Raw genomic sequence first — 24,595 nt, 5'->3', positions numbered from 1 at the left:
CTTCATATCGACACCGTCGCAGGATAAGATCCCAACACTTTGACAAAAATGGAATTTTTTTTGATTTCCCGAAGGACACGGGCCACCTGCTCTTCGCTCTGGTGCCCCTCGAGGTCAATATAGAAAACGTAGGACCAAAGGTGGGTGCGGGCCGGACGAGACTCGAGACGCGACATGCTGACCCCCTCCTCCGCCAAAGGCGTGAGCAATGCATGAATGGCCCCGGGACGGTTTTCCACGCCCACCACCAAAGAGGTTTTGTCTCTTCCCGAGGGTTGTGCCACCAAATGCCCAAACACCAGAAAGCGGGTCGTATTGTCCGGCTGGTCTTCGATATGTCGCGCCGCCGGATACAACCCATAGGGTTCCGCAGCCAGATCACCGGCAACCGCCGCCCACGGCTCGGAACTGTTCCCCACCAGACGGGCAGCCTCACTGTTACTGGTCACGGGAATGCGCTGGGCTCTGGGCAAGTGGGCATCCAGCCAGTGATGGCATTGTGCCAGGGATTGGCTGTGGGAATAGACCTGTGTGATTTCACTCAACTGAAGGGATGCGTCGCGCACCAGCAACTGGTGATGAATCGGCAACATGACTTCGCCACACGCCTGCAGAGGGGTATCCACCATCTGGTCAAGAATGATTCCTACCGTACCCTCGGTGGAATTTTCCACGGGAACCACTGCAAAGTCCGTTTCACCCGCTTCCACGACCCGAAAGATATCCCCCAGGGAGTCACAGTGATGACGCTGCGCCGCATGACCGAAATGGCGCACCACGGCGGCTTCCGAAAAACTTCCCTGCGGCCCCAGGCAAGCCACGCTGACGGGACGTTCATAGGCCAGACAGGCCGACATGATTTCCCGGAACAAAAAAACCACCGAAGCCCCGGGCAAGGGCCCACTGTTGGCATCCATCAGACGCTGCAGGATCTGGGCTTCCCGCTCGGGACGATAGAGCACGCCGGTCTTCAGGTGGCCGATCTGACCGGCTGCCTGGGCACGCTGATTCAACAGGGACAGGATCTGGTCATCGATTTCATCGATCATCTGTCGCAACGTTTTAAGACGCTGAGCCGTATCATCCATAGTGTCGCTCGAACTCCTCGAGGAAATCCACCAGGGCATGCACCCCTGCCACCGGCATGGCATTATAAATCGAAGCACGCATTCCTCCCAACATGCGATGACCCCGCAGTTGGAGCAGATGCCGGCTCTCGGCTTCGCGCAGAAAAACCTCGTCCAACACAGGATCCCGCAAATGAAACGGTATGTTCATCCGCGAACGATCCTCACGTTTGACGGTGGTTCGGTAAAAATCGCTCCGATCCAGTGCCGCATAAAGCAATTCCGATTTTTGTCGGGCCTGCCGGTCCATGACCGCCAATCCGCCCTGGCGTTTGATCCATTGAAACACCAGGCTCGCGACCCAGATGGTAAAGGTGGGCGGCGTGTTGAGCATGGAATTGGCCAGAACCTGGGCATGGTAATCCATCAAAAACGGGGTCCCTGGTGCAGGGGAACGCAACAAATCATCCCGAATGATGACCAGACTCAAGCCAGCGGGGCCGATATTCTTCTGGGCTCCGGCATAAATCATCCCGAACCGCTCCACGGGCACCGGCCGGGACAAAAAGTGGGACGACATGTCCACCACCAGAGGGACCTTGCCCACATCCGGAATCCAGTTGAATTCCAGACCATCGATGGTTTCATTGGAACAGTAGTGAACATAGGCCGCCCCAGGATCCAGACGCCACTCACCGAGGGCGGGCAGGGCGCAAAATTTATCCCTGCGATTGGAAGCGGCGATGTTGACCTGACAGTAGCGCCGCCCCTCTTCAATGGCGCGATAGGACCAGTAGCCCGTTTCAATATAATCCGCCCGGGAACGTCCCTGCAGCAGGTTGAGCGGAATCATGTCCCAATGGGCACTCGCCCCTTCCTGACAGAAAATGACCCGGTAATGGTCCGGAATGGACAGCAAGGAACGCAGATCCTGTTCCGCCGTTGCCAGAATTTCCATGAACTCCGGCCCGCGGTGACTGAGTTCCATTACCGACACCCCTTTGCCACGCCAGTCCAGCAACTCCTCCTGAACCTGAGTCAATACCTCCGTGGGAAGCGTGGCAGGGCCCGCTGAAAAATTATATGCCCTCATGACCTCAGTCCAACGTTTCGTCTGAAGACGATTCATCCGCACGGGTCAGACAGACCAATTTTTCACCTTCATCCAGAGCAATCAGGGTAACGCCCTGCGTCGCTCGCCCCATTTCTCGGATCTCCTGTACCCGCGTCCGGATCAATACCCCCCCTGTCGTGATCAGCATCAATTCTTCTTCCGGATCGACCAGGGCGGCACTGACGACCTTGCCATTGCGGGCGGAAGTCTGGATCGCAATGATGCCCTGCCCGCCTCGTCCATGTCGGGTGTATTCCAGGACGGAGGTGCGTTTTCCAAAGCCGTTCTCGGTAGCCGTCAAGACGGACTGCCGCTCATGTTCGGCCACCAGCAGGGCGATGATGCGTTTCCCTTCCGGCAGGCGCATGCCGCGTACCCCATGGGCATTACGTCCCATGGGACGAACGTCGCTCTCCGCAAAACGAATGGCTTTTCCTTCATCGGAGAACAGCATCACATCGTGCTGACCATCCGTGATGGCGACCCCCACCAGATAATCTTCGGCGTCCAGATCAAGGGCGATGATTCCTGCCGTCCGGGGACGGGAAAAGTCGCTGAGCGAGGTTTTCTTGACGGTCCCAAAGGAGGTGGCCATGAATACATAATGTTCCGCGTCAAAAGTTTTGACGGGCAGGACCGCCGTGATCTTTTCGTCCGCCTCCAGCGGCAGCAGGTTCACGATGGGCTTGCCACGGCTGGTCCGGTTCCCCACAGGAACCTGGTAGACCCTAAGCCAGTAGACGCGCCCGCGCGTCGAGAAACAGAGTATGTGGTCGTGGGTGTTGGCCACAAAAAGTCGCTCGATGAAATCGTCTTCCTTGGTGGTCGTGGCCTGTTTCCCCCGCCCGCCTCGCCGCTGCGCACGATAATCCGCAACCGGCTGGGACTTGATATACCCGCCATGAGTCAGGGTCACGACCCGCTCTTCAGGCGTGATCAGATCCTCGATGTCGATGTCTTCGGCATTGACCACGATTTCACTGCGTCTTTCATCCCCGAAGGTCGTCCGGATGACCTCCAGTTCCTCGGCAATGATGCGTGTAATGCGTTCAGGATTCGCCAGAATGTCGAGCAAGTCCACGATCCGGTCCATGATCTCGCGATATTCATCACGAATCTTGTCCTGCTCCAGACCGGTCAGGCGCTGTAATTGCATCTCGAGAATGGCCACCGCCTGCAGTTCGGACAAACGATAACCCGCCTCGGCCCAGCCAAATTCCTCTCCAATGCCCGCAGGGCGGGATGCATTTTCCGGAGAACGGGCCAGCATCTCCTGGACCAGGCCCGAAGGCCAGAGACGGGCCATCAAAGCCACCTTGGCTTCCACACGGGAAGCGGCAGCACGAATCAGGGCAACGATCTCGTCCACGTTGGACAGGGCCACGGCCAGACCTTCCAGAATATGCGCCCGATCCCGGGCCTTGCCCAGATCAAAGAAAGTACGACGCGTGACCACTTCGCGCCGATGACGCAAAAAAGCTTCCAGGAACTGCTTGAGATTGAGCAGGCGCGGCTGGTTGTCCACCAGGGCGACCATGTTCATTCCGAAGGACTCCTGGAGCGACGTCATCTTGTACAGGTTGTTCAGCACCACTTCCGGCACTTCGCCCCGTTTGAGTTCGAGGACCACCCGCATCCCGGACTTATCCGATTCGTCGCGCAGATCGGAAATCCCTTCTATCCGTTTTTCCCGCACCAACTCGGCAATTTTCACGATCAGGTTGGCCTTGTTGACCTGATAGGGCAGTTCATCCACGATCAGGGCCTGACGCCCTCCCCTCTCCAGATCTTCCACATGGGTGCGCGCCCGCATCAGCACGCGTCCGCGCCCGGTCAGGTAACCTTGCCGAATCGAGGCCGTCCCGTAAATGATCGCTCGTGTCGGAAAATCCGGCGCAGGAACCAATTCGATCAGATCCTCGATATCGACGGCAGGATTAGCCAGCAATACCAGACAGGCCTGAATCACCTCCCTGAGGTTATGAGGCGGGATATTGGTCGCCATACCCACCGCGATGCCTGACGAACCGTTGACCAGGAGGTTGGGAAAACGGGCAGGCAGAATCAGGGGTTCATGTTCCGACCCGTCGTAATTGGGGCCAAAATCGACGGTTTCACGATCGATGTCCGCCAGTAATTCATGGGTCATCCGCGCCATGCGGATTTCCGTGTAACGCATGGCCGCCGGATTATCTCCATCCACGGATCCGAAGTTTCCCTGTCCATCGATGAGCGGATAACGCAGGGAAAATTCCTGGGCCATGCGCACGATGGCATCATAGACCGCAGTATCTCCATGGGGGTGGTACTTACCGATCACGTCCCCGACGATACGGGCCGATTTTTTATAGGGCTTGTTGTAATCGTTGGACAATTCATGCATGGCAAAGAGTACGCGCCGATGCACGGGCTTCAGGCCGTCCCGCACATCCGGCAGAGCCCGTCCGACAATCACGCTCATAGCGTATTCCAGGTAGGAACGACGCATTTCATCTTCAAGGGTGACAGGTAGGGTTTCTTTGGCGAAGGCAGTCATGGGGAAGGTTCAGGCTAGGAAAAATGGAAAGGGCAGCAACGAACTCCCTCAATGTTACCATAACCCATCGGGTTCAGGATTGCCTTATAATACCGCCATGACGACCCTTTCCACCCACGCCAACCACGACCCGGCAGAACTTGCCAAATTCAGCCAACTGGCCCACCGCTGGTGGGATCCGGAAAGCGAGTTCAAGCCGCTTCACGATCTCAACCCCCACCGTCTGGCGTGGATCGGAAAGTGGGTGTCGCTCTCGAACAAGCGGGTGCTGGACGTGGGGTGCGGCGGCGGAATCCTGAGCGAATCCATGGCCCGTCTGGGCGCACGGGTTCATGGCATCGATCTGGCCGAGAAGCCCCTGGGCGTCGCCCGGCTCCATGCGCTGGAACACGATATAGCACTTACCTACGAAGCCATCGCGGTGGAAACCCTGGCCCAACGGGAGGTCCGATCTTATGACGTGGTCACCTGCATGGAAATGCTCGAACATGTGCCTGACCCGGCCAGTGTCATACGGGGCTGTGCCCAACTGGTCAAACCCGGGGGGTTCGTCTTTTTTTCCACCCTCAACCGCAACCTCAAATCCTACCTCTTCGCCATTCTGGGCGCCGAGTACCTGCTGCGCTTGCTGCCGCGTGGAACTCACGAATATGGACGGTTCATCAAACCTTCCGAACTGTCGCGTTGGGCGCGCCAGGCCGGTCTGGAAGTCCGGGAAATCGAAGGTGTTCACTATCATCCGATGACTCGTCAGTACCGTTTGGGATCCGGCCCTGATGTCAACTACTTGATGTGTTGTCAAGCGTCCCTCTGATCCAGGGGGTTCTGTTCGATCTGGATGGAACCCTGGTGGATTCGGCCCCGGATCTGGGCGGTGCACTCAATGAACTGTGCCTGCGCTATCAGCGCACGCCCCTGAGTCCGGCGCATTATCGCCGCTATGTCTCGCAGGGCGCGCGCGGCCTCCTGCAGGCGGGATTCGACATTCAACCCGGAGACCTCTTCTACGAAGAATTACGGGATGAATTCCTGGCCTTGTACGAAGCCCGACTCGCCCGGGAAAGCCGACTCTTCGACCCTATTCCCGCCCTCCTCCAGACGCTGGAAAAACGGCACGTGCCCTGGGGCATCGTCACCAACAAGGTCGCACGTTTCACTCAACCGCTGACCAGCCAGTTGGGCCTGTTCCCCAGTCATGGCTGTCTCATCAGCGGAGATACCTGCGCGCATCCCAAACCCTGGCCCGACCCTCTGTTCGCGGCAGCTCGTCGGCTCCAACTGGAGCCTGCACACCTCATCTATGTCGGAGACGATGAACGCGACATGAACGCAGCCCAGGCGGCAGGCATGGGCGGGGTGATTGCCGGCTGGGGATACTTGGCTCCGGGGTCTTGCCCCATCGAAGAATGGCCTGCCTGCGCCCATCTCCAGCACCCCGCAGAAGTGCTGGATCTGCTCCCACCCATTGATTTCTCTCGTCGAGCATAGCCCATGACCGCCCCCTCACCCTCCCCGGAACTGCTGGCTCCTTGCGGTTCTCTCACCATGCTGCAGACCGCCCTCGATTTTGGCGCGGATGCCGTCTACGCAGGCCAACCCCGTTACAGCCTACGCGTCCGCAACAACGACTTTGGCAAGGAAGAGAATCTGGCAGAGGGCATTCGTCGAGTCCACCGCGCGGGAAAAAAATTCTATCTGGTCAGCAATCTGATTCCGCACAACGCCAAGATCCGCACCTTCATCGCCGATATGACCCCGGTCATCGCCCTGCAACCCGATGCGCTGATCATGTCCGACCCCGGTCTGATGCTGATGGTCCGCGAACATTGGCCCGAGCAACCCATCCATCTGTCGGTCCAGGCCAACACCGTCAATTACGCCAGCGTCCGTTTCTGGGCCTCCGTGGGGATCCAGCGCATCATCCTGTCCCGCGAACTATCCCTGGATGAAATCGCCGAGATCCGCCAGGCGTGCCCGGACATGGAACTGGAGGTCTTCATTCATGGGGCCCTGTGCATCGCTTACTCCGGACGCTGCCTGCTGTCGGGCTATTTCAACCACCGCGACCCCAATCAGGGCACCTGTACCAATTCCTGCCGCTGGAATTATTCCCTGAAACCGGGAGAGTCCGAAACGCCGGAACAGGCCTGCCAGCCCTCCGTTGCCCCCCGGGAATTCTATCTCGAAGAAGCCGAACGCCCCGGTCAACTCATGCCCATCGAAGAAGACGAGCATGGGACCTATATTCTCAACTCCAAGGATCTTCGTGCTCTGGAACATGTGGCCAAGTTGACGGCGATCGGCGTGAATTCCTTCAAAATCGAGGGACGCACGAAATCCCCCTACTATGTCGCCCGCACCTGCCAGACCTACCGTCAGGCCATCGATGATGCGGTGGCGGGACGCGATCTCGACCCCGGCCTTCTGCGTCAACTGGAAGGTTTGGCCAATCGGGGCTACACAGCGGGGTTCTATGAACGGCACCCCGACCAGACCTACCAGAACTACCTGCGCGGCCATTCGGAGTCCGAACGCAGTCTGTATGTAGGAGACGTGATCGGTTACGAAGAGGACGGATGGGCACGAATCACGGTCCGCAACCGTTTTTCCGTCGGCGATCGTCTGGAAATCATCCACCCTTCCGGTAATCTCGATATCCCCGTCACCGAATTACATTCCTCCGAACGCAGGCCTCAGACAGTCGCACCCGGGAGTGGACATACGGTCTGCCTTCCCCTCCCTGCCGGCTACGAAGGAGCCTTTTTGGCTCGCTACCTGGAAGAAGGGGTTTCCCCCGCGGGAAACGATCCAGGTCCTTCCTGAGGATCCTGCGGAATTTCCCGATTTTCAAGCCAATTACCTTGAATCAGGCGGCGCCTGGGTCAACAATGCGTTGACCCCTTGCAAATCGCTGTCTTCCAGATGCCCGCCCAAGGCCGACAAACGCAGACGGTTGATGAGCACGTCGACCCTGGCCTGTAACCAGGCCAGGCGGGTGGAAGCGGCCTCGCTTTGGGCATTGAGCAGATCCAGAGTGCTCCGATCACCCACCTGTTGCCCCAAATGGGTGGAGTTGACCCGGTCGTCACTGGCCGTCATGGCATGCGCCAGGGCTTCCGCCCTTTGCGTCCCGGTAGTGACGCCCAGCCAGGCTTCCCGGGTACTGAGCAGGACCAGTTGGTGGACCTGCTCCGCTTGTGCCTGTACCTGACGGACCAAATAGAGTTTTTCGTCCTGATGGGCACTGCGCATCCCCCCGCTGTACAACGGAATGGTCACCTGCACGCCCACCAGAGAGGTACGCAGGGTATTGCTGGCAGAACCGTAGTTGCCACTTCCAGTCAAATGGTCGCTGTCCACTTCTCCGACCAGATCCACCGAGGAGGAAGACAACGCGCCATACCGTTTGGCCTCCTGGCGGGCAATATCGACCTGCAGAGATTTTTCCTGCCATTGCAGGTTATGATTGGAAGCATCCGCGAGCCACTCATCCAGCGAGGCGCCCGCCGTGGGTAACGCACCGCTGTAGGGAACGGCCAGGATCAATTCTTCCGGATTCATGCCGGTCATGTCACCCAGGGCCTGTTGTTTCATCTGCAAATTCGCCTCGGCGGCCAATACCTGTGCTTTCATGGCTTCCCGTCGCGCCAGGGCTTCATGGGTATCCGTCACCGGCACATCGCCCAGTTCAAATTTGCGCTGAACCTCGGCCAGGGCTCGTTCCACGGCCAAAGCTTGCTGACGTGCAACGCGCAGGGTCTCCTGCGCCAAAACCACCTCGAAATACCGCTGCACGGTTCTCAGGATCAGGTCCTGACGTGCATTGGCCCATTCCAGTTCCGCAACCTGACTTTTGAGGTCCAGTTCCCGTCCCTGTGCCAGTCGATCCCCACTGATCAGCGGCTGACGACCCTGTACGGACCAGCGCTGCAATAATCCCCCATTGATGGAAGTGTTGAAGTTGGCATTATTGGTGGCAGGGAAAAATCCGGGCGCACTGAATTGGGCGCCCTGGATCTGACTTTGACTGGACATTCGCCCCTCTGTCCCGCTGGCTTGCAAAGTGGGATGCCAAAGTGCGCTGGCCTGGTCTTTTTGGGTTGCCCCCGCCTGATGTCCCGCCGCCGCCGCCTGATACGCCAGATCATGTTGCTGAGCCGCCTGCCACACATTGAGAAGATCATTGGCCTCGCTCCAGGGAGGGAACAATACCCCCCATAGAACCAGCCATGATCGTCCCAGGAATCGCTGCCGGATCGTAGGGTTCATGGGATCAGCACCCGGCCCGGATACCCAGTTTGCGAAGTAGGGTTTCCATCAGGCACCATCGGGTAACCCCGCTTTGTAGCAGGTTGACCCCCACGAAAGCGGTGAAAACCAACCACCAGGGACTCTGGTAGAAGGGGCTGGCAGGACTGCCCAGCGCCAGTGAAAGAAGAATGAATGTGCCTGCAATGATACGAACGATGCGCCAGCTGGTCATGATCCGGGTCCCTCCTTGGATGGGTTTGAGTGTTGAGAATGATAAGCGGTGTAATACAGCATGGGGATCACCACCAATGTCAGAAGGGTGGAGACCAGAATGCCGAAAATCAGGGAGATGGCCAGTCCGTTGAAAATGGGATCATCGAGAATGAAAAAGGCCCCCATCATGGCAGCCAGCCCGGTCAGAACGATGGGTTGGGCACGAGTGATGGCGGAACGCACGACGGCCTCCTTGAAAGGGATACCCTGTGCCACCTGAACATTGATGAAGTCCACCAGCAGGATGGAATTACGCACGATGATCCCGGCCAGGGCAATCATTCCGATCATGCTGGTGGCGGTGAACTGGGCGCCCAACAAGGCATGCCCCGGCATGACACCGATGAGGGTCAACGGAATCGGGGCCATGATGATGAGAGGGGTCAAATAGGAGCCAAACTGTGCCACCACCAGCAGATAGATCAAGATGAGTCCCACCCCGTAGGCCAGGCCCATGTCACGGAACGTTTCGTAAGTCACCTGCCATTCCCCGTCCCATTTCAGAATGTAATTTCGATAGCCCTCTGCGGGAGGATGAATGAACTCGTCTCTCAATTTTCCGCCGCCTGGAGTCGGTATCTGCACGATACGCGAACGCATGTCAAACAGGCCATAAAGTGGACTGTCCACCTTCCCTGCCATGTCTCCGACCACATAATCGACCGGTAACAGGTCTTTATGGTAAATCGGCTGTTCACGCACCGTGTCCACCCGACTGACCAACTCGCGCAGCGGAATGATTTGTCCCTCGGCCCCTCGCACCCCCAGAGAAAGCAGGGTATCCAGACTACCCTGTCGATCTGGCGAAAGTTGCAGCCAGACGGCTGCGGGATACTTGCTCCGGTCGTGCAGCCAGGTCACGGCCTCGCCCGAAAGGGCCGTCTGCAGCGTAACGGCTATGGTCTGTTGGGAAACTCCAAGGAGTGCGGCCTTGTTACGATTGACCTGAAGCAGGATCCTGGGCGCCGACACGATGCTGCTGTCGCCCACGTCGACGATTCCCGGCGTCGTGGAAAACACCTGCCGCACGGCCTTGGTCACGGTCAGACGTCCTTCTGCCGTCGGCCCATAGATTTCAGCCACGATCGGTGAAAGAACCGGAGGGCCGGGCGGCACTTCGGCAATCTTGACATTGGCCCCAAAGCGCCGACCAATGGCCTGCAACGCGGGACGAAGGCGGGTTGCAATGGCATGGCTCTGTTCCCTGCGGCGGGACTTGTCCACCAGATTGACCTGGAGATCGCCCAGTTCGCTGGATGCCCTCAGATAATACTGGCGCACCAGCCCATTGAAATTGATGGGGGCCGCCGTCCCCACGTAGGCCTGATAGTTCGTTACCTCGGGAACCGTGGTCAAATAAGCACCCAACTCGTGGATCACGGCAGCAGTTTCCTCGAGAGGCGTTCCCGCCGGCATATCCACGATCACCTGAAACTCCGATTTGTTGTCGAAGGGGAGCATTTTGAGCCGCACCAGTCCCGCCACCGGGAGTATCAGAGACAAGGCGATCAGAACCACGATTCCCAGTCCTGCCCGGCGACGGTTACGCTGCCCTTCAAGATCGTCCAGCAACGGCGTGAATATCCGCCGGAACCAGGGGGCCAGAAGTTTGGCCAACCCCTGCGGGTGGGGGTCCTGAACCGCCCGGATGGCCGGATCGGGTTCCGTCGGATGTCCGCTCTGAACCTGTCCTTCTTTCATCCAGATCCGCGCCAACCAGGGCGTGACCATGAAGGCAATGGACAAGGACAGGACCATGCCCATGCTGGCATTGATGGGAATGGGAGACATGTAGGGTCCCATCAACCCGGTCACGAATGCCATGGGCAGGAGCGCTGCAATCACGGTCAGTGTGGCCAGAATGGTGGGCCCGCCCACTTCATCCACCGCGCCGGGAATCAGTTCGCGCAGCGTTTTGCCTGGAAACAGGTGCTGGTGGCGATGAATGTTTTCCACAACCACGATGGCATCATCCACCAGAATCCCGATAGAGAAGATCAGAGCAAAGAGTGAAACCCGATTGAGGGTAAATCCCCAGGCCCAGGAGGCAAAGAGGGTGACGGTCAAGGTCAGGATCACCGCGCATCCCACGATCGCGGCCTCCCGTCGCCCCAATGCCAGAAAAACCAGCGCAACGACGGACGCCGTGGCAAAAAGCAGTTTGTGGATCAGTTTCTCCGCCTTGTCGTTGGCTGTTTCGCCATAGTTGCGAGTCTCGACCACCACCACATCGGCCGGAACAACCGTATTCTTGAGACGATCCACTTGATTCATGAGGGCATGGGCCACGCTGATGGCATTTTCCCCCGGTTTCTTGGTCACCGCCAGGGTGACTGCCGGATAGTCCACGGAGCCCTGTTTCCCCGCCTGACCGAACCACACATAGCGGTTGGGCGTTTGGGGTCCATCTTCGACCTGCGCTACTTCCTTCAGGTAGACGGGGCGATGATCGGTTACCCCCACGATCAGGTTCCCGACGTCCTGAGCATCGCTCAGGTAGTCGCCACTTTCCACCGCAATGGCGTGGTTTCCCACCAGCAAGTCCCCCACCGGCAACCCCTGATTGGCAGACTGTACGGCAGCGCGTACCTGCTCCAGGGTGATATGACTGCCCATCAATCGCGCAGGGTCCAGATTGATGCGCAGGGCACGCCCTGGCCCTCCCACCGTAAACACCGCGCGCGTTCCGGGTACCCGTTTGAGGTCTCCTTCCATGCTCTGGGCGACCCGCTCCAGCGCGTAGGCGCCGACCTGCGGGTTTTTACTGTAGAGCGTCAGGGTAAGGATAGGCACGTCGTCGATCCCCTTGGGTTTGATGAGGGGCGACAGAACACCTAAATTTCGCGGGAGCCAGTCCGCATGGGAATTCACGGCATCGTAGAGTCGCACCAGCGCCTCGGTGCGCGGCACCCCCACCTTGAACTGGACGGTCATGACCGCCAATCCGGGACGAGACAGGGAAAACACATGATCGAGGCCCTGAATCTGTCCCAGAACCTGTTCGGCCGGTGCTGCCACCATTTGTTCCACATCCCGGGCAGAAGCCCCCGGAAAAGGAATCAGAACGTTGGCCATGGTGACATTGATCTGGGGTTCTTCTTCGCGCGGGGTCACCAGAATCGCAAAAACGCCCAGCAGAAAGCCGACCAGCGCCAGCAATGGGGTAATCTGCGCCGTTTGAAAAAAGCGGGCGATACGCCCGGAGATGCCGAGTGAGGATTTCATCGTTCCTTCACCGTCCCTGTGTCAGAGCCCGTTGCGCATCAGGAACGACCGGCTCGCCGGGAGAGACCCCACTCAGGATTTCCACCTGCTGACCCAGGACACGGCCCAGACGAACCTGCCTTAACAAGGGATGCCCCTCTCGGTCGCGCACATACACTCCTGTCATCTCGGCACGATGGACCACCGCGCCGAGGGGAACCCAGAGCGCCCCGTGCGTTGAATCCCCGCTCGGAAACCAGGCCCGCACAAAGGTCCCCGGCCGCCCCAGAGGATGGCTTGCGTCACCCGGCAAACCCAAACGAACCTGAACCGTATGACTGACCGGATCTGCCGTGGGCAATACGGTAACGTAGGTTGGGACGATCCACTGCCCCTTCATGCCCGTACCCCCCAGTTCCAACCGGCTCTGTACGGTGGTGGATGAAGAGACAATCGCACTTTCCGGGACCTGAACCGTGACACGCAGGCGGGAAGGGTCATAAAGAGACACCAGAGCCCGCCCCGGTTGCGCCATGTCCCCGAGATTCACAGGGACTTCTGCCACAATGCCATCAAAAGGCGCGCGCAAGACGTAGTAACCCGCCTGGGCACGCAGTGCCGACGATTCGGCCAATTGTGCCTCCGTCTGGGCTTTTGTGGTTTTGAAACGGGCTTCTGCCCGATCCAGTGCAGCCTGGCTGATGTAGCCCTTGGCAAACAGTTGGTCCTGACGTTCATAGGCGCGGGTCGCCTCTTCCAGCGCAGCCCGGATCGCCCGCTCCTGAGCCACCTTGGCCACGACATTCTGGTCCATCGCCTGTCCATCCAGACGAATCAGAACCTGATTCTTCCTGACCTGCTCACCAGGATGCACCACCACGACCACCACCCGCCCGGAAACCTCGGCAGCGATCACCGTCTGACGCTCGGCTTCAATCACGCCATCGTAACTCGTCATGCCACGGAGCGCTTCCGTTTCCCTCGTTTCCTGAGCCTGCAGGGAGACGGTACGAAGAGAAAGCCCCATCAGCATGACCACAAAGATCCGGAAAAACCTTCGATTGGACCCGTCATCCTTTTTCATTACGGTTCTTGCCATGGTGCACTGTCCTCTTTATTGGCAGTCCTTGCCTCTTCTTGATTATTTACAAATCAATATTATGTAACTTTATATATCGTTTTATGATAGAGTGTCAAGACATTCCTGAAAACATCCTTTGGAGATCCCCGAAATGGACCCATGTGAGGGCATAACGCCGCATGATTTCAAGCAGATGTATGCTTCGGCCGATCGGGCGTGCAGTTTTCTCAAAGTGCTGGCCAACCCGGATCGTCTCGTCCTGCTCTGCCGTTTGGCCGAGGGCGAATGTTGTGTCAGCGAATTGGAGTCTGCTCTGGACATTCATCAACCCACCTTGTCACAACAACTGGGCATCTTGCGGGAAGAGGGTCTGGTTGCCACCCGACGGGAAGGGAAGCATATTTTCTACCGAGTGATCAGCCCGGAATCGGTGGCCATCATCAAGGCATTGCAAACCCAATTCTGCAAACCGCGCGAAACCGCCCCCTGACTGAAAGAACCTTCCGGAATTCACCTTCCGGACGGGCTTGGCATCTCCCGATCAAACCAGTGAAGGGTACGATGCAATCCCACCACCCCGCCCACAATGATCAGGGTGGGGGCGTGCAGGGGTTCGGCTCGCACCTGCGCCGGCAAGGTTTCCAGCGTGCCCGTCATGACCCGCTGATGCCGGGTGGTTCCCTGCTGAATGATCGCGGCCGGGGTCATCGGGGAAAGGCCGTGACCGATCAGTTCCCGGCATAAAATCTCCAGGCCGTGCAACCCCATATACACCACCAGCGTTTGCTGGGGACGCGCCAGGTTTTCCCAGTCCAGATCCATGGTCCCGTCCTTGAGATGGCCCGTCACGAAAATACAGGATTGGGCGTGATCCCGATGCGTCAGGGGGATGCCGGCATAAGCCGCGATACCGGAAGCCGCTGTGATGCCGGGAACCACTTCGAAGGGAATTCCATGTGCAGCGAGGGTTTCGATTTCCTCCCCCCCTCGCCCAAAGATGAAGGGGTCCCCCCCCTTGAGCCTCAGTACCTTTTTACCTTCCAGCGCCAAACGCACCAGGAGTTCGTTGATCCCTTCCTGCGGCACGGCATGGTGACCGCGTTGCTTTCCCACATAGAGGCACGTCACCTCGGGAGGAAGCAGGGCCATGACCCCCGGAGAGACCAGGTTGTCATGGACCACGACATCCGCCTGATTCATGAGACGCAACGCCTTGACGGTGAGCAAGTCGGGATCCCCTGGTCCCGCCCCCACCAGAAACACTTTTCCCGGGAGGATGGAATCCTGACGCGGCCCGGTAAAACGCCGGCGATCTCGTTGTTCCCACCACTCCCCGGCCAGAGCCCGTGCTTCTTCGACAGTGGCTGCCCGTTCCAGGGCGAACAGGGCGACTGCCGCCGTCTCCACCACAGCCGCCTCCCCGTAGTCACTCTCCTCCTCCCCCGTCCATACCCGGTACAAACGGGCGCAATCCATTTCGTCGTCGCGCAGATGCCGTTTCTCGAAGCGGGCTGGCCAGACTTCCTGCTGCGCCATGCCCTGTCTGGACCAATAAAGTTGGATCGTGCCATCCGGATTGACTTCGGCCTCCCCTCCTTCCCCCTTGAACACGAATAAACAGGGATCTTCCAGCAACCGGGCCGCCTGCTGGTGAATCGCGTCATAGCCCGGATGAAAGATCCCGATCAGGGAGACGGGCGCATTCAACGGATTACTCATGCGCGCCACGGTATGAATGGGCGAGCGTAGCCCCAGCACCTGCTTCAGTTTGAGTAACTTCATGATCTGGGGAGAAAAACTTGCCACGGAGACAAAGGCGAAACCGGTCCTTGCCAGGGAGTCCACCGCCTCGTCCAGCGAGTATGACTGAGGAATTCCCAGGGCCTTCAAAGCGTCAGCGACAGAACGGCGTTCGGTCCCAACCTGCGCCAGACCATGCATCAACACCCGGATGCCGCGCCCGGCCAGAAGCAACGCTGACAGGACATACCAGGGCAATTGACGTCGTTTTCCGGCATAACTGGCCCAATCCAGGTCCACTGGCACCCTGGGTCCCGGAGGCAGGGAATGTCGCAGCGCCCGGACCATGCCGGCCACTTCCTCTGCCGTTTCCTCCTTGAGACGAACCAGCGAAAGAAACGCCCCGATCTGTTCCGGACGCACCGAGCCCGCCAGAATCAGGCCGAGGGCTTCCTCGGCTTCTGCCTCGGTCAAACTGCGGGCACCGCGCTGCCCCTTGCCCAGCACCCGTATAAACTTCGTAAAAGGATGTTCCATGACCCATGGTACCAAAGATTCAAACCCGCGCGTGTCCCTCGAGGGAAACCATGCTCACTTCTTTCTGAGGAAAAAAGTGTACTCGCCCCCCTCTTGTAGCGCAGAGATCAACTCGTGACCGGTTTGTCTGGAAAAAGCCTGCATGTCTCCCATCGAACCGCTATCGGTGGAAATGATTCTGAGTACCTGCCCCGGCGCCATATCCGCCAGGGATTTTTTTGTTTTCAGGATTGGCAGGGGACAACCCATTCCCCGGACATCCAGTTCCTTGTCCACTTGCATAGCACTTTCTCCATTTCGTCATCCGTCCCGACTGGCGCTCCGCCGAGGCACCTCAGGAAACGGATTTTATTTGACCTCGGGTTTCGCCGAGAAAAGATTCAAAGGCGGCACGCGCCGGACTGGCCGGTCGTCCCTTCAGGGAGATCTTGCTGAGCGAACGTTGCAGTTCTCCCTGCGACCAGGGAATGCAGGCCAACTCCCCCCGTTCGAGATGGTGGGCCGCCATGATCGCGGGAACAATGGCAACCCCCACGCCTGCGACGACCATCTGAACGGCTGCCTGGTTGCTTTGCACGACAACCTGTCGCGCAGGAACGATCCCCAGATGCGTCAGAATTTCCGCCACCACCCGTGCCGTGCCAGATCCTTCTTCTCGAAGAATCCAGCGGCATTGCCCAAGATGCGCCCGTTCCACTCCCGGTTTCGTCACCAGAAGCAGGGGCTCATTGTCCCACAATTCGCAATTCAGGCGCTCCTCATCCACTGGCCCTTCCACCAGTGCCACCTCCACCAGGCCTTCCAGTACCTGATGTACCATGGTTTCCGTGTTCCCACTGCTCACCCGAATGTCGATTTGTGGATAGCGTTCCAGAAAAAGAGCCAGATCCTGTCCCAGCCAGTAGGTGGCAATGGTCGTGCTGGCACCGATATGCAAACAACCCTTGCGTAATCCGCGTCGCTCCTCGATATCCTGCAACGCTGCCTGTTCCAGGGCAAAGATGGACCGGGCATGAGAAAACAGGGACACCCCCGCCTCCGTCAGCTTGACCTGCCGCGACGTTCGTTCCAGCAGCGCGATGCCCAGGACCTCCTCGAGGCTGCCGACCGCCTTGGAGATGGCTGGCTGAGTAAGGTACAGACATTCTGCCGCGCCCGTAAAACTACCGGTACGGGCAACTTCTGCAAATGCTCTCAAATGATGGAAGTTCAGTTTCATGGACGAGAGATCGCTGCGCACTCGATGCGTTAAAAACCATCCCCCGGAGCATCAGGGATAATGGACGCCTATCCTTGGCCCCCAAAGGAGGCCGGTTCGGGTAGGTTCAACCCCGTAAGCCAACACTTCCACCCCTTCCCGCATCACGTCTCGCAGTAACCGACCATAGGCAGGATCGATGGCATCTGCAGGATGTACGACGTGAATATCCGGGCGCTGGACGCAGAACAGCAATACCCCACGCGCGCCCCCATGCACCACACAATCCCTCAATTCCTTCAGATGCTTCAAGGCACGCTGACTGACGGCATCCGGAAACAATCCAACCCCCGATTCGAGGCTGGTGGTCACGCTCTTGACTTCGAGATAACAGGCAGGAGCGTTCTGATCGTCAAGCAGCCAATCGATCCGGCTACGTTGTTGCCCGTAGGGAACCTCCGGACGATGGCGGGCATAGCCTGATACTTCCCCGATTGCGCCTCGTCCCAAGGCTTCTCCCACCAACGCATTGGCCCGATGCGTATTCACCCCCACCCAAACCTTGCCAACCTGAATCTGCTCGAGGGTATAGGGGCAACGACGGGTGGTGTCGCGCGCGCGACTCAGACGTGCGCCCTGCCCCGCCTCCAGGCATCCCAACAGGCTGCCTGTATTGGGGACATGGGCCGTAACGACTTCTCCGTCTCCGAGTTCGACATCCGCCAGAAAACGCTGATAGCGCCGCAACAGGCGCCCCTCACTCAGAGATTCCGCGTAATCCATGAATCAGGGCAAATCGAACAACAGGAACTCCGTTTGTCCCGGAGTCCCGATGGCGATCCTTTCGCGCCGGGCAATGCGCAGTCCGTCGCCCTCCCGCAAGGGATGCCCGTCCACGATCAAATCGCCAGCCGCCACTTGCAAATAGCCCTTGCGCCCCGGAGCAAAATCGTACATCAGGGTGTCATCCGCCCCCAGGATCGAGGCATACATCCGGACATCCTGATGAATCGTCAGAGACCCGTCGCGCCCGTCTGGAGACGCAATGAGGCAGAGCCGCCCGCGCCGTTCTTCGGGCAGGAAATTCTTCTGTTCATATTCAGGAGTAAGCCCCCGCCGGTCGGGCAAAATCCATATCTGCAACAGATGGACGGGATCAGACTCCGATGGATTGAATTCGCTGTGGGTGATGCCACTGCCCGCGCTCATCCTCTGCACCTCTCCGGCCTTGATCACCGACCCATTCCCCATGCTGTCCCGGTGTTCCAGGCTGCCTTCGAGGAGGTAGGTAATGATTTCCATATCCTGATGAGGGTGCGTGCCAAAACCACTGTTCGGCGCAATCCGGTCATCATTCAGGACCCGCAGGACACTGTAATGCATGTGCGCCGGATCATGGTAATCCGCGAAGGAAAACGAGTGCCAGGATTCCAGCCAGCCTTGATGGGCATATCCCCTGTCTTTGGAACGACGCAGTGCCAACATGAGTCATCTCCCCGAAAACGGGATCCGGTGCGCGGATCCCATGGACGGAAGATAGGGACAATGGAAGCCGGAATCAAGCCCCCCCTGCCCGTCGAGGAATCAGGTCATCCAGCCACTCCACCCAGTGCCGGACGGGAATCGCTTCATCCTTGGCCAGATGCATCTGACATCCGATGTTGGCGCTCAGGATGACCTCCGGTTTTCCGGCCTTGAGCGCCGCCAGTTTGTTTTTCTTGAGTTGCCCGGATAACTCGGGTTGGAGTATGGAATAAGTTCCGGCCGAACCACAACAAAGATGCGCATCCTCCACGGCAGTGAGTTCCGCCCCCGCTGCCCGTAACAACTGTTCGACGCCCCCACGCAGACGCAATCCGTGCTGAAGTGAACAGGGGGCATGAAAGGCAACACGCCCTTTGGACCGATCGGAGTCGATGCCAAGGCTTTTCAAGGTCAATCGTTGTTCGTCCAGAGTGACGCCGATCTCCCTGATCAGTACTTCGGAAATATCCTGGGCCAACTCGGTCACCCGGCTGGCTCTTTCCCGATACGCGGGGTCATGGCGCAGGGCATGCCCATATTCACGCACTTCGGCTCCGCAGCCCGAAGCCGTACTGACGATGGCTTCAGCCCCTTGTTCCACGAGAGGCCACCAGGCATCGATATTGCGACGCATGGCCTCCAGCGCTTTCTCTTCATCGCCCAAATGATGAGCCAGAGCGCCGCAACATCCCGCACCGGGCGCCACCACCCCGGAAATACCCAATCGATCCAGCAGGCGCTGTGCCGCGCCCTGAGTGGCTGGGGTCAGGGCAGGTTGGACACAACCGGCCAGAAAAACCACGCGTCTGTCGTGGCGGACGGAAGGGATCCAGCCTGCGCCCTGGCGGGCAGGAATGGCGGAACCCCATCGCTCGGGAAGCAGAGGACGCACCATGCGTCCCATATTCAACAAGGTTTGAAAGAGCACCGGTCGGGGCAGTACAGTCTTGAGCAAAGTACGAACCACACGTTGCCCCAGGGGACGCGGCACGGTTTTTTCCACCCATTGACGCCCTTCTTCCAGCAGATGGGCATACTCCACGCCGGAGGGGCAGGTCGTCTCGCAGGAACGACAGGTCAGACAGCGGTCGAGATGAAGGCGGGTTTCCTTCCCCTCTGCCTTGCCTTCCATGAGCGCCTTGATCAGGTAGATCCGTCCCCGCGGACTATCTCGTTCATCTCCCAGTATCTGGTAGGTCGGACAGGTGGCCAAACAAAATCCGCAATGCACACAGGAGCGAAGAATCCCCTCGATGGAGGCTGCTGCCGGTGAGGCACGCGTTTTTTCGTCAAGATGGGTCTCCATGGCCTTACCCCTCCAGAAAACCGGGGAGCCCAGGATTCAGGATTCCGGCCGGATCAAAAACTTTCTTGAGGCTGCGGTGAAGGGCAAGCAGTGCGCCCGAGGGAGGCTCGGGAAAAGGACGCGCCGGATCGCCGCCATGCCACTGCTGGGCGTGCCCTCCGGCCTCCCGCGCCATGGCATGAACCTGGGCGTGGCCATGATCGCAGGCGATCCAGCGTAGTCCTCCCCCCCATTCCACCAGCGTCTGACCCGACAAACCCAGCGGCCCGGTGGTCGGTCGCACGGCTATCCGCCAGAGCGGCTTAGGCGTCATGAAAAAATCCAGTTGTTGTTCGCGCAAGCCCATCCACCACCCTTTCCCTTCCAGAATTTCCTTTCCCCCCAAACGGGCTGCGCTGGACTCCAGCGCCTTGCGCGGACCTTCCAGACGCACGCGCAAGCGTCCCTGATAATAACTGGAGGCCGTGATCGGCCAAGGCTGCCCCGCCCACTCATTGATCCGTTGCAGGGCCTGGGCCTCCGAGAGGTTCCACTCCAGAGTCAATTGAGCGGAAGCACGGGGAACAACCTTCAGGGTTACCTCCGTCAACACCCCCAGGGCTCCCCAGGCCCCCACCATCAGGCGAGAAACATCAAAACCCGCCACATTCTTGATCACGCGCCCCCCAAAGGACAAATCCCGCCCCTGACCGTCGATCATGCGAACGCCCAGCACAAAATCCCTGACGGCGCCCTGGGCCATACGGCGCGGACCCGACAGCCCTGCAGCCACCATCCCGCCCACCGTGGCCTGCAGCCCGAGATGAGGAGGTTCGAAGGCCAGCATTTGGCCGTTTTCCTCGAGCAGACGCTCCAGCGCAACCAGAGGCGTTCCAGCCCGTGCCGTAACGACCAGTTCACTCGGTTCATAGTCCACGATCCCGGCATACAGACGCAGGTCCAACACCTCGGGAGCGGCAGAGCAGGCCAGGAAGGATTTGCTGCCGCCCCCACGGATGCGCAGGGGCCGTCTGGCTTCATTGGCCTGCCGAACCTGTGCGCAAAGGGGTTCCAACTCGCCTTGCATGGTCAAAACCGGGGAAGTTCAGGATGAGGCAACCGGTTGTGGTGGACGTGCATTCGTCCGCCTTCGGCACAACGCTGCAAGGTTGGAATCGCTTTGCCGGGATTCAGTAATCCCTCCGGATCGAAAGCCGCCTTGATCTCATGAAACACCGTGATTTCATCCTGTCCAAACTGAACACACATCTGATTGATCTTTTCCACGCCCACGCCATGCTCTCCCGTGATGGTGCCACCGACTTCCACGCAGAGTTCCAGAATCCGTCCCGCCAACTCTTCCGTTTTATGAAATTCGCCGGGAACCCCCGCATCATACAGGATCAGGGGGTGCAGGTTACCGTCGCCGGCATGAAACACGTTGGCCACCTCAAGCCCGTATTCCAGAGACCAATCGGCGATCCGCCTCAGTACTTCACCCAGGCGACGACGCGGAATGGTCCCGTCGATACAGTAGTAATCCGGGGCCAACCGCCCCACCGCCGGGAAAGCGGCCTTGCGTCCGGCCCAGAAACGCAATCGTTCTGCTTCGTCCCGCGCAACCCTGAGTTCTGTGGCTCCATTTTCCTCGAGAATGGTTTTCATGCGCGCCAGTTCATCCTCGACCACTTCCGGCATCCCATCGGATTCACAGAGCAGCACGGCTGCGGCTTCCACCGGATAGCCCGCATGCACGAAATCCTCGGCCGCGCGAGTGGCCAGAGCATCCATCATTTCCAGCCCGGCCGGAATGATCCCTGCCGCAATCATGTGCGCCACGGCGTCTCCGGCCTGTTCCACCGTATCGAATGATGCCATGATCACTTTTGAAAACATCGGCTTGGGAATGACTTTTACAGTCACTTCGGTAATGATCGCCAGCAATCCTTCACTCCCCGTCAGCAAGGCCATGAAGTCGAACCCGACACTATCGGGTGCTTCCGAACCGATTTCCACCGCCTCCCCCGTCACGGTGAGAACCCGCAGACGAAGAATGTTGTGCAGCGTCAAACCGTATTTCAGGCAATGTACCCCTCCCGAGTTTTCGGCGACATTACCGCCGATGCTACAGGCAATTTGGGAAGAAGGGTCGGGCGCATAATACAATCCATGGGCGTCCACCGCCTGGGTGATGGCCAGATTGCGTACGCCGGGCTGAACCCGTACCGTGCGTGCCAGAGGGTCGATCTGCAAGATATTCCTGAGCCGTGCCAACGACAGCAATACCCCGCGTTCGTGGGGCAAAGCCCCGCCCGAAAGCCCTGTCCCTGCCCCGCGCGCAACCACCGGGATACGCTGGGCATGGCAATAGCGCAAAACGGCCTGTACCTCTTTTTCCGTGGCAGGCAGCACAACCACATAAGGCATTTGACGATAGGCCGACAATCCATCGGTTTCATAGGGACGCTTGGATTCGGGCGTCGTCAGGATAGCCGATTCCGGCAACCACTGGCGCAATGCCTGACCGATCTCCAACTCACTGGGGATTTCTGACTTGTCCATGGAATGAATCGGTTCTCTGGGGAATTTGATGGGTTCGTACACCAAAAAGCATGAAGGTCATGACGTGACACTATGAATCAAATAACAATATTCCGCTTGGATCGACGATATCCAAGCCATACAGAGCCACCCGTTTGTGCCTGCCTGTCAGACCGCTGCGCAATTCCACGGCATCCAGAGAGAGTTGGAACCGCTCTGCCAAAAAACGACGAAGAACCTGATTGGCCCGTCCGTCCACAGGCGGGGCAGCCAAACGAATCTTGAGGGCATCCCCATGCCTTCCGATCACTTCGGTCCGGCGGGCACCCGGTTGGATATGCAGAGTCAATACCCATGCCCCGGTTTTTGGTTCATGTCGGCAGAATTCCGTGCTCACGGCGCCTTCTTCAGCAAACCTCCCAACAATGCAGGGATCTCACGGTGTTTCTTGATACCGGATAAACCCAGAGGAGGACGGCTGAAGTGATGATGGGAATACACCGACCTCGGCGCTTCCTGGACAGGACGAGGGACCTTGGGCTCTCGAGCAACTTGCTCCGCCACTACTTCACCCTCCGGCGGACGCGTGACATGACGACGATCGGCCCGCGAACGGCCATCGGCTTCCCGGGGAGGGCGCCGTTCCGCAGGGCGCTGCACAGGTTCGATAACCTCAAAATTTACGGGGACTTCTTCACGAATGGTCTGCTTGATCAGCGACTCGATGGCCTGCCGCTCACGGCTTTCCTCCGGACTGACCAGAGAAATGGCACAACCTTGACTGCCGGCCCGTCCGGTCCGACCAATGCGGTGCACATAATCCTCAGGCACATGGGGCAGTTCGAAATTGACGACAAAGGGCAATTGGTCTATATCCAGTCCTCGTGCCGCAATGTCCGTGGCCACCAGAATGGAGACTTCCCCCGCCTTGAACTGTTCCAGAGTGCGCGTACGATGGGACTGGGTTTTATCGCTATGAATGGCTGCCGCAGGAATCTGCTCCTTTTCCAACTGAGCGCACAAACGATTGGCCCCATGTTTGGTACGTGTGAACACGATGGCCTGAGGGATGGGCAGCGTCCGAATCAAATGGGTCAACAACGCCCGTTTCCGCTCGGCTTCCACCGGATAGATGAGTTGGGTGATGGACATTGCCGTGGCATTGGCCCGCGCCACTTCCACGGTTGCCGGGTCATTCAGGATCCCCTTGGATAACTTCCTGATATCCTCTGAAAAAGTGGCAGAAAACAGCAGGTTTTGGCGACGCGTCGGCAACAAGGCAATGATCTTTCGAATGTCCGGAATGAAGCCCATGTCCAGCATCCGATCCGCTTCATCCAGGACCAGAATCTCCACCTGAGACAGATTGATGGTTTTTTGCTGGACATGATCCAGCAAGCGTCCCGGGGTGGCCACCACGATTTCCACGCCCGCTTGCAATGCCTTGACCTGAGGGGGCATGGCCACTCCCCCATAGATCACCGTACTGCGCAATGCCAAGTAGCGCCCATAGGTCTTGACGCTTTCCTGGACCTGGGCCGCCAACTCGCGCGTTGGGGTCAGAACCAGACAGCGAATGGGGTGACGCGCCGGCGAAGGGCTGGAACTGGCCATGGGTTGGAGGCGGTGCAAAATAGGCAAGGTGAACCCGGCCGTCTTTCCCGTTCCAGTTTGAGCGGCAGCCTGCACATCCTGCCCTGCCAACACCAACGGGATGGCCTGAACCTGGACCGGGGTGGGGGTAGTGTATCCCTCGTCCGTAATCGCTCGCAGTATTTCAGGAGAAAGCCCCAAGGATTCAAATGTCATTAATTTCATCACTCCAACAACCATTTCAGGAATACCACAGATGTGGCATAATACCACGTTCGAGACTGGGGGCGACCTGGCTTCGACGGCGGTTACAAAGCAATGCAGTGCATACCGAGGACCAGTGACCTCGTAAATCCATCTGGAAACCATATAGTTGCCAACGACGACAACTACGCCCTGGCCGCTTGACGGCCAGGCCCTGCACCCACTGGTCTCTGGGTGGGAGTTCGGGAAACCGAATGGCAGGGTCATTTACAGAGACTCGTAACCTGATGGGGCTCCTTCATCGGTTCCTAAACTCAAGGGAGATCGTCCAAGCGAAGTTCGTCGGTTAACGTCGTAAGGATTAAAGCCAAAGAGCCTGACTAAGTATGTAGATCTGCTTGTAGAGGACTGACGGACGCGGGTTCGATTCCCGCCGCCTCCACCATT

General features: G+C 58.6%; 20 protein-coding genes, 1 other RNA gene and 2 pseudogenes. 5 read left to right on the top strand and 18 right to left on the bottom strand.

The features are described from left to right. Window positions 1-2: 2 nt before the first annotated feature. Genes pheA through gyrA form a run of 3 tightly spaced genes read right to left on the bottom strand, consistent with a single transcriptional unit; the run spans window position 3 to window position 4,717 of the window. Entirely contained in the window at window positions 3-1,088 is a 1,086-nt protein-coding gene (pheA, locus tag M6F29_RS01675; protein WP_298156891.1) for a prephenate dehydratase, read from the bottom strand. Beyond that, on the bottom strand, window positions 1,081-2,160 hold the full coding sequence (gene serC, locus M6F29_RS01670) for a 3-phosphoserine/phosphohydroxythreonine transaminase (protein ID WP_298156888.1): 1,080 nt from the start codon (window positions 2,158-2,160) through the stop codon (window positions 1,081-1,083). The genes pheA and serC overlap by 8 nt, the downstream gene beginning before the upstream one ends. Window positions 2,161-2,164: 4 nt before the next feature. Beyond that, window positions 2,165-4,717 (bottom strand): DNA gyrase subunit A, encoded by a 2,553-nt coding sequence (gyrA, locus tag M6F29_RS01665; RefSeq protein WP_298156886.1) that lies wholly within the window; start codon window positions 4,715-4,717, stop codon window positions 2,165-2,167. Window positions 4,718-4,814: 97 nt separating this feature from the next. On the opposite strand from gyrA, the gene ubiG reads away from it, so the two are divergent. Genes ubiG through trhP form a run of 3 tightly spaced genes read left to right on the top strand, consistent with a single transcriptional unit; the run spans window position 4,815 to window position 7,540 of the window. Then, the gene (gene ubiG, locus M6F29_RS01660; protein WP_298156883.1) at window positions 4,815-5,531 is read left to right on the top strand and encodes a bifunctional 2-polyprenyl-6-hydroxyphenol methylase/3-demethylubiquinol 3-O-methyltransferase UbiG; all 717 of its coding nucleotides are present in this window, start codon (window positions 4,815-4,817) and stop codon (window positions 5,529-5,531) included. Further along, window positions 5,510-6,205, top strand: coding sequence for an HAD family hydrolase (locus tag M6F29_RS01655; RefSeq protein WP_524537695.1), 696 nt, complete (start codon window positions 5,510-5,512; stop codon window positions 6,203-6,205). Before ubiG ends, M6F29_RS01655 begins: the two co-directional genes overlap by 22 nt. A 3-nt stretch (window positions 6,206-6,208) precedes the next feature. After that, entirely contained in the window at window positions 6,209-7,540 is a 1,332-nt protein-coding gene (gene trhP, locus M6F29_RS01650) for a prephenate-dependent tRNA uridine(34) hydroxylase TrhP (protein ID WP_298156878.1), read from the top strand. Window positions 7,541-7,573: 33 nt separating this feature from the next. On the opposite strand, the gene M6F29_RS01645 is transcribed toward trhP, so the two are convergent. From M6F29_RS01645 to M6F29_RS01630, 4 genes are read right to left on the bottom strand one after another with little or no spacing between them, the layout of a single operon-like run. Then, on the bottom strand, window positions 7,574-8,986 hold the full coding sequence (locus tag M6F29_RS01645; protein ID WP_298156876.1) for a TolC family protein: 1,413 nt from the start codon (window positions 8,984-8,986) through the stop codon (window positions 7,574-7,576). 4 nt (window positions 8,987-8,990) lie between these two features. Then, a complete protein-coding gene (locus M6F29_RS01640; protein WP_298156873.1) occupies window positions 8,991-9,200 on the bottom strand; it encodes a YgaP family membrane protein in 210 nt (69 codons plus the stop codon). Beyond that, complete coding sequence (locus M6F29_RS01635; protein WP_298156871.1) at window positions 9,197-12,466, bottom strand: efflux RND transporter permease subunit; 3,270 nt, start codon at window positions 12,464-12,466, stop codon at window positions 9,197-9,199. The genes M6F29_RS01640 and M6F29_RS01635 overlap by 4 nt, the downstream gene beginning before the upstream one ends. A 7-nt stretch (window positions 12,467-12,473) precedes the next feature. Beyond that, window positions 12,474-13,544, bottom strand: coding sequence for an efflux RND transporter periplasmic adaptor subunit (locus tag M6F29_RS01630; protein ID WP_298156869.1), 1,071 nt, complete (start codon window positions 13,542-13,544; stop codon window positions 12,474-12,476). Between the two features lie 133 nt (window positions 13,545-13,677). Between M6F29_RS01630 and M6F29_RS01625 the strand changes: the two genes are divergently transcribed. Then, window positions 13,678-14,016 carry an ArsR/SmtB family transcription factor gene (locus M6F29_RS01625; protein ID WP_297480974.1) on the top strand — a complete coding sequence of 113 codons (339 nt, stop codon included), beginning with the start codon at window positions 13,678-13,680 and terminating at the stop codon, window positions 14,014-14,016. A 20-nt stretch (window positions 14,017-14,036) separates the two neighbouring features. Here the strand turns inward: M6F29_RS01625 and cobA are convergent. The 11 genes and pseudogenes from cobA to M6F29_RS01575 all read right to left on the bottom strand — a co-directional run. Beyond that, window positions 14,037-14,795: pseudogene (gene cobA, locus M6F29_RS12495) on the bottom strand (uroporphyrinogen-III C-methyltransferase); the annotation flags it as partial. Window positions 14,796-14,840: 45 nt separating this feature from the next. Then, window positions 14,841-15,803: pseudogene (locus M6F29_RS12490) on the bottom strand (glycosyl transferase family protein); the annotation flags it as partial. Window positions 15,804-15,857: 54 nt separating this feature from the next. Continuing rightward, window positions 15,858-16,085, bottom strand: coding sequence for a sulfurtransferase TusA family protein (locus M6F29_RS01615; RefSeq protein WP_297454568.1), 228 nt, complete (start codon window positions 16,083-16,085; stop codon window positions 15,858-15,860). Window positions 16,086-16,137: 52 nt separating this feature from the next. Then, entirely contained in the window at window positions 16,138-17,022 is an 885-nt protein-coding gene (locus tag M6F29_RS01610) for a LysR family transcriptional regulator (RefSeq protein ID WP_298156866.1), read from the bottom strand. A gap of 51 nt (window positions 17,023-17,073) precedes the next feature. Further along, window positions 17,074-17,784: a DNA/RNA nuclease SfsA gene (gene sfsA, locus M6F29_RS01605; protein ID WP_298156864.1), complete on the bottom strand. Its 711-nt coding sequence runs from the start codon at window positions 17,782-17,784 to the stop codon at window positions 17,074-17,076. A 3-nt stretch (window positions 17,785-17,787) separates the two neighbouring features. Then, window positions 17,788-18,486: a pirin family protein gene (locus tag M6F29_RS01600; RefSeq protein ID WP_297454562.1), complete on the bottom strand. Its 699-nt coding sequence runs from the start codon at window positions 18,484-18,486 to the stop codon at window positions 17,788-17,790. Between the two features lie 73 nt (window positions 18,487-18,559). Next, window positions 18,560-19,831, bottom strand: coding sequence for a glycolate oxidase subunit GlcF (gene glcF / locus M6F29_RS01595; protein ID WP_297454560.1), 1,272 nt, complete (start codon window positions 19,829-19,831; stop codon window positions 18,560-18,562). 4 nt (window positions 19,832-19,835) lie between these two features. Then, window positions 19,836-20,897 carry a glycolate oxidase subunit GlcE gene (gene glcE, locus M6F29_RS01590; protein WP_298156863.1) on the bottom strand — a complete coding sequence of 354 codons (1,062 nt, stop codon included), beginning with the start codon at window positions 20,895-20,897 and terminating at the stop codon, window positions 19,836-19,838. Between the two features lie 2 nt (window positions 20,898-20,899). After that, window positions 20,900-22,372, bottom strand: coding sequence for an FAD-linked oxidase C-terminal domain-containing protein (locus M6F29_RS01585; RefSeq protein ID WP_297454555.1), 1,473 nt, complete (start codon window positions 22,370-22,372; stop codon window positions 20,900-20,902). A 70-nt stretch (window positions 22,373-22,442) separates the two neighbouring features. Further along, on the bottom strand, window positions 22,443-22,748 hold the full coding sequence (locus M6F29_RS01580) for a DUF167 domain-containing protein (RefSeq protein ID WP_297454552.1): 306 nt from the start codon (window positions 22,746-22,748) through the stop codon (window positions 22,443-22,445). Further along, window positions 22,745-24,160 (bottom strand): DEAD/DEAH box helicase, encoded by a 1,416-nt coding sequence (locus M6F29_RS01575; protein ID WP_298156861.1) that lies wholly within the window; start codon window positions 24,158-24,160, stop codon window positions 22,745-22,747. Before M6F29_RS01575 ends, M6F29_RS01580 begins: the two co-directional genes overlap by 4 nt. Before the next feature lie 67 nt (window positions 24,161-24,227). Here M6F29_RS01575 and ssrA point away from each other — a divergent pair. Beyond that, window positions 24,228-24,593: a transfer-messenger RNA gene (gene ssrA, locus M6F29_RS01570) on the top strand. Window positions 24,594-24,595 lie beyond the last annotated feature (2 nt).

It is taken from the genome of Ferrovum sp. (assembly GCF_027317285.1).
Lineage (GTDB): Bacteria > Pseudomonadota > Gammaproteobacteria > Burkholderiales > Ferrovaceae > Ferrovum.
The sequence above is the reverse complement of the archived record's forward strand: the minus strand, read 5'-3'. Positions and strand labels throughout refer to the sequence as shown.